The 11641-nt window shown below is 56.7% G+C and carries 11 protein-coding genes; all 11 read right to left on the reverse strand.

Annotated features, from left to right (window positions below; all coding sequences use genetic code 11):
- Positions 1–135: 135 nt before the first annotated feature.
- Positions 136–1221, reverse strand: coding sequence for a BsuBI/PstI family type II restriction endonuclease (locus KGA81_RS24445; RefSeq protein ID WP_223549377.1), 1086 nt, complete (start codon positions 1219–1221; stop codon positions 136–138).
- On the reverse strand, positions 1205–2149 hold the full coding sequence (locus KGA81_RS24450; RefSeq protein ID WP_223549272.1) for a BsuBI/PstI family type II restriction endonuclease: 945 nt from the start codon (positions 2147–2149) through the stop codon (positions 1205–1207). The genes KGA81_RS24445 and KGA81_RS24450 overlap by 17 nt, the downstream gene beginning before the upstream one ends.
- The gene (locus KGA81_RS24455) at positions 2142–3632 is read right to left on the reverse strand and encodes an Eco57I restriction-modification methylase domain-containing protein (protein WP_223549274.1); all 1491 of its coding nucleotides are present in this window, start codon (positions 3630–3632) and stop codon (positions 2142–2144) included. The genes KGA81_RS24450 and KGA81_RS24455 overlap by 8 nt, the downstream gene beginning before the upstream one ends.
- Before the next feature lie 286 nt (positions 3633–3918).
- Entirely contained in the window at positions 3919–4713 is a 795-nt protein-coding gene (locus KGA81_RS24460; protein WP_223549276.1) for a DNA adenine methylase, read from the reverse strand.
- A 202-nt stretch (positions 4714–4915) separates the two neighbouring features.
- Entirely contained in the window at positions 4916–5950 is a 1035-nt protein-coding gene (locus tag KGA81_RS24465; RefSeq protein WP_223549278.1) for a phage late control D family protein, read from the reverse strand.
- An 82-nt stretch (positions 5951–6032) separates the two neighbouring features.
- Entirely contained in the window at positions 6033–6239 is a 207-nt protein-coding gene (locus KGA81_RS24470; RefSeq protein ID WP_108217354.1) for a tail protein X, read from the reverse strand.
- Entirely contained in the window at positions 6214–7071 is an 858-nt protein-coding gene (locus tag KGA81_RS24475; protein ID WP_223549280.1) for a phage tail protein, read from the reverse strand. Before KGA81_RS24475 ends, KGA81_RS24470 begins: the two co-directional genes overlap by 26 nt.
- Before the next feature lie 9 nt (positions 7072–7080).
- Positions 7081–9423 carry a phage tail tape measure protein gene (locus KGA81_RS24480; RefSeq protein WP_223549282.1) on the reverse strand — a complete coding sequence of 781 codons (2343 nt, stop codon included), beginning with the start codon at positions 9421–9423 and terminating at the stop codon, positions 7081–7083.
- Between the two features lie 142 nt (positions 9424–9565).
- Positions 9566–9874 (reverse strand): phage tail assembly protein, encoded by a 309-nt coding sequence (locus KGA81_RS24485; protein ID WP_223549284.1) that lies wholly within the window; start codon positions 9872–9874, stop codon positions 9566–9568.
- Positions 9875–9885: 11 nt separating this feature from the next.
- Entirely contained in the window at positions 9886–10389 is a 504-nt protein-coding gene (locus KGA81_RS24490) for a phage major tail tube protein (protein ID WP_223549287.1), read from the reverse strand.
- A gap of 12 nt (positions 10390–10401) precedes the next feature.
- Positions 10402–11565 (reverse strand): phage tail sheath family protein, encoded by a 1164-nt coding sequence (locus tag KGA81_RS24495; RefSeq protein ID WP_223549289.1) that lies wholly within the window; start codon positions 11563–11565, stop codon positions 10402–10404.
- Between the last annotated feature and the right edge of the window lie 76 nt (positions 11566–11641).

Genomic DNA, 11641 nt, shown 5'->3' on the forward strand with positions numbered 1-11641 from the left:
CACATCAGTAATAGCCTAACGAGATTGTCGGGGCACCGTCACTTCTGTATGAGCCCTATAGCAGATACTCGCCAATGCCGCGCTCACCACTAAATTAGAATAGAAGAGAGAAACCTATCCGAGTGCAGCACTTTGTTAGCTAAATGTATCATGAGGACCCAAGAAACGATCACCATTAAAATGAATCATGTGGTCTGGGTTTTCAGCAATCCAAACTTCTGTTTCCCAAGCGATATCCGCCACGAACTTTCGCAGTAATTTTCGGGTTGGGAAAGCTGTGACAAATACGATTCCAGCTTTGCATTTGGTAACCAATTTTGTCAGTTGATCGTGTCGCGTTGCTGAGAATTCTCCACGTGAAGTAACAGCCTCGATCAAAAACAGCCAGTTATTTTTCTGGTCATAAACCATCACGTCTGGCAGCTTTCCCTTATCCAAGACCTTAATGTTCAGATCATCAAAAGCCTTTGAATCCATATGAAGCAGTTTGCCACCTGAATTTCTTGCCTTGTCAGCATCCCCCAAATAGATTACGGAAAAATCATTTTTTATAAATCTAGGGCAAAACTTGTGAACAATATCGGATTGCAGCTGATTGTGTTCGCCAGGTGAAAGAAGGATCGAATGGGTGGGGCTTATAGAAACCTTAATTTTTGATTTTATAACTTTCTCTTGCCATTTTTTTTCAAGCTCACCTAAAGACGACGCAAAACTATTAAGTTCACCTTCCCACGAATCCTCTTCAAACGACTTTAAAACCTTCAAGAATTCTGGCGTTAATGAATAATTGTAGTCTTTACTGTTAGTCGCTCTATGCGGTGTATCCTCATTTACATTTACAAGGCGGCGATACAAAAAAAGGTGAAGGCACTCTTTTCTAATCCCTTCTCGGGAACCTGTCTTATATTTGAAGTTGTAATTTTTTTCGATAAAATTAATTATTGCATCAATTCCTATTTGGCTATTTGTTGCTTCTTTCCAATAGGTATTACGCGATATGCCTGCCAATGCTAATAACACCCACGGCGATCTGTCCGTTTCTCCTGTGGAGTAGTAATGTCGCCTATCGAGACCCAGTGCCTTTAATATCGTGCAGGCCTGTAGAACGCGAGTTAACTGGTCGTTATCATATTTTTGTTCGCGTATTCTTTTTCTTCCAAAGAAGTCTTCAAGTCTGTATTGGCCAGATAGATCCATTTTAAAATTATCGCTCTGAGACATGAGGGCCAAGGAAACGATCACCATTGAAGTGAATAAGATGTGTTGGATTGTCGGAGCACCAGACTTCTGTCTCCCAGGCTATGTCAGGAAGGAATCGAGCCATTAACTGACGACTTGGGAATGCCGTTACATACACCAAGCCAACGGTTGAATCCCTAAAAAGATAACTGAGTTCTGCATGGCGCTTGCCGTCGACAGGCCCCACTGACGTCACGCTCTCAACCAGAAAGAGCCACTTTTTCTCTTCGAGATAAAGAATGACGTCGGGCATCTTCCCGCGCTCATGCACATTGACGCCCAACTTTGCTAAAAAACTCTCGTCGTGGATTACTCCTTTGTTTCCAGTATCACCCACGTAGAGCACTTTTGCAGCTGGAGCAAATCGAGGGGCAAACTCTTGAATTATGTCTCGGATAAGCTCGCTGTGGCCGCCTGGCGACATCTGAAGCCCTGACCCATCCGGTAGTACGCATGGCACTAGTGCCAAGTCGCGCGCTGCCTTGTATTTTTCGGCCAGTGACCCAACGCCTGCCAAGTACTTTTGTAGGCTTTCATCCCAATGTGCTGTTTTGTATTTCATCAAAAGTTGTTTTGCTTCTGGTGAGATTTGGTAGCACCATTTGGGTGAGTTTGGTGCACGAGCGGGTTCGTCAGGATTCTGAAGAACAAGACCTCCCGAGACAAACTGATGCAGAGTTTCCTTGCGGAAGCTTTCGCGCGAGTTTTCAGCGTAGGGTTTCAGGTAGCTGTTGCGACAGAAGTCGAGGATGGCGCGAACACCAAGCATTGGCTCCTTAAGGATTTGCCATGATCCACTTTCTTGAAGCTGGATGAGTGCCAAAAGCGTAAGTGCAGAGCGCTCGTTTTGTTGTGCCCGGGGGTACCCGAGTGCTGCAATGATGTTAATTGCTTCATCTATCTTAGACAAGTGTTACTCCGACGAGTGCATCTATCTCTTGTTGTGATGGTAAGGTCTTATTGATCTTTTTACCCCAGCCCCTAAGCGTACTGATGTCGGGATAGCGTAATGCACGTAAATCGCCAGCATTAACCTGTGTGTGACCACTGAAACGACGCAGCCATTGATCAGCAAACGTCGAGCCTAGATAGACGGCCAACCCCTTTGCAATATCTTCTGAAATGCCTTTTTTGGCATGGTGGAAGATATTCATATGGTTGTCGAAGCCTATGAAAGCTCCAGGTGCGGAGCTAGGAGTGAAAACGGCAGGAACAATTCGACGTTTTTCTTCTTTAGATGAAAGCCTGCGTACACACACATAACAACCACTAGGCATCAACCACTTGCGAGTCGCGTCGTTGATCTCGATGAAGTTTGGCTTCTTGGCTGTGGGCTTTGGATGTGCAACAAAACCATCCTCAAAGTGATGGGCATATACGAGGGGCGCACAGTTTGCATCTTCAGTCTCGCGTAAATGCTCGCGCATCCTGAAATCGACAACCGGCCCTGTGCTGATGCTTAAGCCAATGTCTTCGAGGGTGTGAAAATACTTAGCCATGGCCTCTTCTGTTTCTGCGCAGTTTTGGCCTGTCGAAAGATGAAGGATTTTCTCTTTGTCGCCAGGTAAAACAACTTCATCGAAGGGTGTTATCTTGGTGTTCAGCTCTGTAAAGGTAGCATCCGGGCTGCTAGAGATGGTTACTGCCCCTTGCTTGCCTCCCTTTACGAGATGAAATATTACATTTTCTTGTAGCACCTCGTCGCCTTTGAATGCATGGGTACGCGATTCGAAGATATGAATTTTGACTAGGGCTGCGCGTGCCAAGATAAATTCGCGGAATGGGCGGAAATACGTGCCATTGCAGAAACTGCGCGGTGTGATGGCGACCAGCTCACCGTGTTCTGCCAGAGAGACAAGGGCTTGCGCGACGAAAGCTGAGTACAGGTTTGTCGTCTCAATCCCGCACTCTCGAAGCGCGAGGCGGTGTGCGGAGTCGCTGCTGATTTTCTTGTATGGCGGATTGAGAATGACATGTGTAGGTCTTGCCATCTTGGAATGGGCAAATAAGTTGGACGAGGAAAGTATAAAGTCCTCAGATTGAATCGCGGACTCAAACGTTGCCCCGACGGTGCGCATCAGCGCAGCACAACCGTCTAGTGTCGTGCTGAGTGGCTCATGCAGCTTTGGATCTATCTCCCAAACTTCGCAGGCTAGCGAGACGGCCTTATCGCTGGCCGCTCTCTGGACGAATGCGGCGGTTAAAGACCCGATGCCTGCGCCGGCGTCTAGGAGTCGGATATTCTTCTTGCTGAGAGAACTGAACATCGAACCCATGAAGGTCGCAATGACACCAGGCGTCATGAACTGGCCGAATTGCGATTTGTGTTTTGCAGGCGTAGCGAGGGCGATTGCCTCGCGGCGCTTATCTATGGTTTCAATGGCAAGAATCACTTGTTTTGACTCTATCTGGATAGTGGTGTCTGTTTTTCTATTTGGACGTCAAGTGAACCGTTTCAGTAAGCGTTCACGTATGGCGGAGCTCTGTCGAGAGGTCGGTATTTTTCCGAATAGCTTTAATCGTCAATGATACAGCATGCCGCTTGCATTTAGCCTCAGCCGCTCCCGTTTTGCCTGAAATTCTGTGACTCCACCCCTGACTCAATAGACGCATCCGCATGTCCGTTTTTGGCCGGTTCTGCCGTTCGCCACCGGCAGCATTGGGTCGAAATCAGTCACCTTAAAACAGCCCTCCAAGTCCTACTGGCTCCCAGTTCATGATCACCAACTCACCACTGACCTCAGCCTTACCCTGCCGCTGATTGGTTGTGGTGTAGCGGATGTCCAGCCTCTCAAAGTGAAAACCTTCGAACACCCGCCGAATGTCTGGGTGGTCGTTGATACTGACCATCACCCTGCCCTTGCAGCGGCGCATGAAGTCGGCCATCCGCTCATAGTTCTCAAACGGAAAATCCACCCCATAGCCGGCGGTCTGCCAGTAAGGCGGGTCCATGTAGTGGAAGGTGTGGGCCCGGTCGTAACGTTCGGCGCACTCCAACCAAGGCAGATGCTCGACATAGGTGCCGGACAAACGCTGCCAGGCGGCTGAGAGATTTTCCTCGATACGGAGCAAATTGATGGCCGGGCCGGTGGTCGCGGTGCCGAAGGTCTGCCCGGACACCTTGCCGGCGAAGGCATGGTGCTGCAGGTAGAAAAATCGGGCGGCGCGCTGAATGTCGGTGAGGGTTTCGACGCGGGTCATCTTCTGCCACTCGAACACCTGCCGCGAGCTGAGCGCCCATTTGAACTGACGCACGAACTCTTCGAGGTGGTTTTGCACCACGCGATACAACGTCACCAGGTCACCGTTGATGTCGTTGAGCACTTCGACCGGTGCGGCCTGGGGTCGCATAAAGTACAACGCGGCGCCGCCGGCAAAGACTTCGACGTAGCATTCGTGGGGTGGAAAAAGCGGGATAAGGCGATCGGCCAGACGGCGTTTACCGCCCATCCAAGGGATGATGGGTGAAGACATGGATAGCAAGACCTTTACTGTATAAATAAACAGGTGCTAGGCTCGCTCTGCTTTGTGCACAGAGCAGGAGCCTTGGCGGGACTTGCAGGGACAATCTGCGGGGACGGTGGCCAGGCTGGGTGTTGACGCATCCAGACTGGCCGCTCCTTTTAATTCGGGGTTAAACCCTCTTTGACCCGGGGCGACTCACACGCCCGGACAATCAATCGGCCACTTCAAGCACGACTTTCTGCGGCTTGCCTGAGGCCTTGGCCTTGCCCTCCTTGCCGCCGTTGCATTCCACCGACACCGTCCACCCGGATGGGGTGAAGGTGTGATCCACCGACTCCACCAGGTATTCACCATCGAGGCCGCGCTTGAAGCCTTGCGCCTCAATCATGATTTCGGCAAACAGGTCGGTCCGACCGGGCAGGTCCAGACGCACCGAGGCAGTCGAACGATTGAACGCGGCCAGGCGTGCCTTGGCCGCTTCATCGGCCGCCGTGCGGTCCGGGTAGAGATGGCGATCGGTATGCACCGGCGGCAGGCCTTCGGGCACGTTGGGGTTGTCCAGGTGCGAAATCAGCAGTTCGCCGCTGGCCGAGTCCTGGTACTGGGTGCTGACCCCCTGATGGGCGCTGCGGTCGCTCAAACGAAACTGCCAGCGGGTCACATCACTGCGTTGCAAGGTAATCACACCCAAGGCCTTGCCACTGGCGCTTTGCCCGCCCTGTCGCGGCAGGACCAGCAGCTTGCCGTCGGCCACCTTGGCCGTGCAGTCGTGCTTCTTGGCCACCCGGGTGATGAAATTGAAGTCCGACTCATTGAGCTGGTCCATGCGCGGCACCCGGGTGTCGACCGGGCATGACGGCTGCCAGCCATTGCGCGCTGCCACGTCACCGACGATCTGCGCCAGGCTGACATCCTCCCAACTGCCACTGCGGGTGGTTTTGCCGCTGCCGCGCATGTCGCTGGCCTTGCCGCTGATCACCAGGGTGTCCGGTGGGCCGGAGACGGCCACCTCGTCCACGGTGTAGCGGCCCATGCGCGTCAGGTCGGCGCCGGCATAACCCAGATAGACCTCAATACTCGCACCACGCACGGGCAGCGACACCGCGCCGTCACGGTCATCGATCCGCAACTCAAATGAGTCCGAGGCCATCCCGGGCCGGTCGGAAAGCTGCAGCGACACCAGACGATCATTGATCAGGCTGGTGATGTCGGCACCTTCGGCCACGATGCGAAAATTAGGCGTCATGGATTTTTTCCAAAAAAAATCCCGCACAAGGCGGGCAAGAAAGTAAGGAGTTTTAAACGATGAGCGACACGAGTGTAGTCCATCAATCCCACAACGAAATGACGCTGTCCGTCTCGACCACCAGGTCCGGCAGCCTGATCAGCACACCGGCCCGGAACGGCTGTGGCTCATCGGCCAGTCCCTGATTGGCTGCCAGCACCGCCTCGACGCTGCGGTTCAGGTGGCCGTAATAGTGGTGACACAGGGTGTCGAGCAGATCCCCGTCAGCTGTTCTGCAGGTCATCGCCATAGCGGACAAACTCCAATGAAAAGCCCTGCTTACGCGGGATCGCCCCGGGCAGTAAGGCGCTTTGCTCTTCTTCAATATTGGTCAAACACCAGTTGCCCAACACCTCGCCATAACCGGTAGTCAGGTTCAGTGGCAGCAACTTGGCGCCGATGCTGCGCAGCGTATCCAGTTGCTTCAGCCCGCCTTTGAAGCTCGGGTAGATCGCGCCTTTGATGGTGATTTTTTCCTCCCCCAAGCCCACCGCCTGTTGCGCCGGGCGTCGGGTCAGGCGCTCCTGCGCGGCCCAGCGAAACGACGTCTGCCGATGCAGTTCGTCAAACGCGGCGGTGTCTAGGTTGAAGTAATACGGCCGTTCATTGGCCTTGAGCGGGTAGAGGATCAGCAGGTGTGGGAACGGCTTCACCGCGTCGGCTATCGGCGTCATGTCGCCGGCAAACCATTCCGTGGGCAGGATGTTGCCCAACGCGGCATTGGCCTTACCGGCCACCTTGCTGAACGCCGCGCCAAAGCGGCCGATCTGTTCGGTCAGCGCGGAAAAGTGCTCATCAAACTGGGCCAGCGCGCGCTGGGTCTGGTTGTAGTAACTGGCGACCTTGCCAATCTTGGCCTGCGCCGAGTTGATCGCATCCTGCAGACGCCGGGTCTTGTCGCTCAGGTCCTCGCTGATAAAGGGCAGACCTTCCAGCGCATCGGCCGCCCCACTGATCTCATTGAGCGCGCCATTCATGGGTCCAGTCATGGACTCCAGGTCAGTGCGCCCGGCCTCCCCCGCGTCGACCATGTACTTCAGCCCGCCTTGCAGGTGTTCCAGGTAAGTTTTTTCATCCGCCATTTCACGTCCTCAACCCACGTGGGGTGCATCAAACAACTGCCGGGCGCGCGCCTCCCGGGCGAAGTCTTCAAACTGACGGCGCAGGTACGGCATCAATTCTTGGACCAATTGTGCCGGGTCTTTCACATCGCCATGCACCTGAAACACCGGAGCCGGGGCGAAGGTGAATTGCTGATCGACCTTGGGCCATTCGGGTGTTTTTGTTGTCGTGGTCGACATCAATGCCGCCGCCGTAACCGGCGCGGCGGGGGCACTGTCCATCGAGCGCACGACCGCGCCAACCCTCTGACCGGCGGGCATAGGAAAGAGGCCCAGCGGTGCTTTGGGTGCAACCGGAGTGTCCGCCCCGCCAAACAACGCCTTGCCCATGGTCGCGCCCACGTCACCGCCGCCCATCGCCCCGAGCCAGGCACCGATCATCCCACCCACCGCGGTACCGAGAAGCGGGATGACCGAACCGATGGCCGCTCCCGCTGCTGCACCAGCCAAACCACCGGCCAGCCCGCCCGCTGCCTCGCCGTAGCCTTCGGCCTTTTCATCACGGGTGGTGGCGTTCTGGTAAGTGTCCAACACCTGAACGCCGGCACCGACCACCGCCAGCGCCCCGCCCACTTTCATGCCACGGGACGGCCGACTTGCAGGGCCTTTTCTCTTTCGACCTGAATCGTGATCCACCCCGTCGTCATCGCCGTCATTCGCGTTGGTCACGAACACCCGCTGCACGATGTTGGACCGGTCGCCGGCCGAACCACGGGCAATGTTCACCAGCCCCCGACCGATCTTCAGCGCGGCCCAGGCCTTGCCCGCCAGCAACGCTCCGGCACTCAACGCCGCCAGGCCCAGCACCACCTTGGGCGTCTCCTCGGACAAGGCGGTCAAGCCACGGGCCGTCGCACCGATACCGGTGGCCAGCGCATCTGTCGCCGGGCGCAGGGCATCCCCGATCGCACGCAGCGAATCATTGAACGCCTGACCAGTTTCGGCCCAACGTTGCGACGAGCTCTCGCGACGTTCGTTCAGGTTTTTGTCGAGAATGTCCTTGCGCGGGCCGTCGGGGTCCGAAGCGCCTTTTTTCAGCTCCGCGTAGAATTTTTTGTTCTGGGTGTACGCCATCAGGGCCGTCTTGACCTGCATGTCGGCAAACAGATCGCCGGTACGCAAAGTGGCGGCCAAGGCATCGGCCATCGCTTGCGCCTTGGCCGGGTCCGTCTCTTGGCTGATCTGGGTCAGCCCCTGACTCAGCTGCTTGGCCTTTTTCGGGTCGGTCTTTTCCACATACCGGCGCGCCAGTTCGAAGCTGGCCTCGAAGGTCGACAAGCCCTTGCCAATGGCGGCGTTCATTGAGCCCTGATAGTCAATCCCGGCATCGGCATAACCTTTGACCGTTTCCCCCGAACCGATTTTCGCGACCCAGTTTTTCAGGTTATTCGCCGCCTCATCGGCGCTGCCGGCGCTCTTGATCTGCACCTGCAGCATCGCACCCAATTGCGTGACCGCCTCCTGACCGGTTATGCCGCTGCTGGCCATCTGCGCCAACAGTTCCGGAAACCACTTGGCCATGTCGGCCGCCTCGAAGCTGCCTTGCTGGCCCAGCAGGGCAACCGACGCCAGTGCCTGTTCCATTTTCTGGGGATCGGTGATCTTGGCGTTGTTCTGCATCGCCAGAATCATCCTCGCCGTGTCGGTACCCGACGCGCCCTGCCCGACCGCAAACTTCGCAGCCACCGGGGCATACTTCAGCGCCTCGGCCAACTCCATGCCGCCGCCGACCAACTGGTTCACCAAGTCGGCCACCTGGGTGTTGGCCATGCCGGTGTTTTTTGAGGTCTGGACGATGTCGCGGGCGGTGTCCATTTCCTGTTGGGTGTTGGCGGTACCGGACTTGATTGCGATGTCGCGAATGATCGCCTGAAAATCCGCACTGACCTTGGTCGGTACCGCGGCCAACGTGGTACCGGCCACCGCCGTACCGAATCCGCTGCGCAGGCTCTCCCGTCCCTCTTCGACCTGCCCCATGCCTTTGGCTTTGAACTCGGCACTGCGCACCACCTTGCCCAGCGCCAAATACTCCTGACGCAGGCGCCCGACTTCGACACCCTGCTTGCGCAGGCTGGTGGTGTTGGTTTCCAGTTTGCGCAGCAATGAGTCGGTATTGGCCGCCCCGCTGTCATGGGCTTTTTTCCATTCATCGCGCAGACGCATGGTCTCGCCGATGACTTTCTGCAAGCCCTTGGCGCGCGTGGTTTGCGCCTCAAGCTTTTTCATTTCGCCGCTGACGTTTTTGAAGGCGGCGCCCAGGGATGAATCCACGGCGCCGCCAATCACTAGCCCGAGCGAGAGTTTATTCGCCATTCAGGGTACCTGTATGCAAAGGGGATGGGCTCAGTCCGTGAGCCACCAGACCATCTCGGAAAACGACAGCCCCTGAATCTCGGCCGCCGAAAAATTCAGCTCGACAGCCAAGTGTTTGGCCAGGGCCTTTTGCAGGTGGGGGTTAAACCCCGTCGTCTGCTCCCAGACGAAAATAGGCGGTCTGCAAACGACGGTAATCGCGCATCAGCAGCCCCTCCAGATCCGCACGGCCGATGCTCGCCAGGCTGCAGAACAAGACCATCTCCTGCTCTTCTTCGTTGCTACCGCCCTGCAAGGTGGCAGCGCGCATTTCGCGCACCGTCGGTTCGCGCAGGGTCAGTTTGTCGACCTGAATGCCGTTGGCCTGACTCGGCCGGGACAGGGCCACGGTGGCAATGCCATCGCCCAGTTGCAGCCACTTGGGCAGGACGTTGTCTTTCACGTTGCTCATGGTGTTGCTCCTTACATGCCCAGGGCAGACCGCACGGCGGCCAGTTGATCGTTGCCATCGATGACGCGGATCGAGTTGAGGGGATCGATTTCAAACATCACACTGCCGTCGATTTCCAGCTTGTAGTAGGTCACCGCAACGGCGTACTTGAACTCGCCTTTTTCACCCGGTTTCCAGTCCCCCGGATCGACTTCCTTGAGGCTGCCACGCAGGGTGGCGACCACCGCCTTGACTGAACCTTTCTGGCCCTTGAAAGCACCGCGGAACGAGGCGTTGAACGCAGTGAGGTCAGCCTGGCCGAAGAACTTCAGCACTTCTCGGCGCACGCCGTTGGTGATAAAGCTGGCTTCGAGCTTTTCGGTGCCCATGTCGATCTCGACCGGCGCGTCCATGCCGCCGGCGCGGTACTCGTCGGTCTTGAGGGTCAACTTGGGCAGGGTCAAGCTCGGCACGTCGCCTTGCAGGCTGATGCCGTCGACAAACAGGTTGGTGTTGTAGAGCACTTCCGGAATCATAAAGCGGCCTCCTTAGGCAGCGGTGTCCAGCACTTCAGTGATCCACTGATCGGTCACCTCCACGCGAAAGTTCGGGTTTTCGGCCGGCGGTACGTCGGTGAACCGAATGTTCCAGTACACCTTGCCGTCGCTGAGTTCGCTGGAGGTGTTCAGCTCTTCGTCGGCATAGACCTCGAAGTTGATGATCGCGCCCTGATTTTTCAGGTCGCGCATGAACGCCTGCAGGCCTTCGGTCACGTCCTTGACGTAGGTCGCGGTGATCGAGCGGTCGACGGCCCATTTGTGCGCGTAGAGGATGGCGTCCATGACGATATCCAGCGTGCGCACGCGGGTGACGAACTTCCATTTCGGGTCGCTGGACAGTGTGCGGTTGCCCCACAGCCGGTAGCCGTCATCACGAATGATCGTGGTGATATTGGCGTTGTTCAGCAGGTTGGCCCGGCAGGACGCATCGCCATCGAGAAACTCGATCGGGCGCGTGGTACCGGTGATGCCGACAAACTCCTTGTTCGACGGCGAGGCCCAGAAGCCGTAGGTGGCATCGGTCCACGCAAACAGGCCGGCGGTCCAGGCCGAAGCCGGCGCGTTGACCGTGGCACTGGTCCCGGTGTCCCAGAACTGCACGCCCGGGTCGACCATGTAGGCGTGTTTACTGCCGAAGTTGGCGGCATAGGCCATCGCGGCTTCGTCGGTGGTGTTCGGCCCGTCGATGATGGCCATGGCCCGCATCTTGTCGCCCAGCGCCACCAGCTCGGTGGCCACCGCCAGCGTCGCCGAGTACCCCGGAGTCACCAACAACCGTGGTTGGGCGTTGAACTTGCTTTTGCCGTTGAGCAACGCCTGCATACCGGTACGGGTGCCGTCAGCCCAGACGCCGCCGATAATTGCCGACAGTTGCTCCGCTTCGTCCTCCAGCACCGGCACACCGACGGCGACAATCACCGCTTTGGACCGTTTGAAAATGGCCTTGCAGTCCTGGGTGATTGCAGCGTCCGGGCCCCAGGCCGCCACCGCTTCGCTTTCGCGGGTGATCAGCAGCAGTTCGTTGGCAGCGGCAGTGGCCGGCGGCCCCACGGTGAAGGTGTTGCACAGGCCGATGATCGATGCGGACGGGGTGGCGATGTGGCGTGCCCCGGTATCCACCAGGGTCACGGTGACGCCGTGAAAGAAACTCATAGAGTGATGCTCCAGAAACGAAAAAGCCCCGCACGAACGAGGCTGTGAGTGACGTGACGCGTAACGGAAAAGAAAA

Origin of the sequence: Pseudomonas sp. A-B-19, from assembly GCF_019947515.1 — a bacterium.
In the GTDB taxonomy this organism is placed as follows: domain Bacteria; phylum Pseudomonadota; class Gammaproteobacteria; order Pseudomonadales; family Pseudomonadaceae; genus Aquipseudomonas.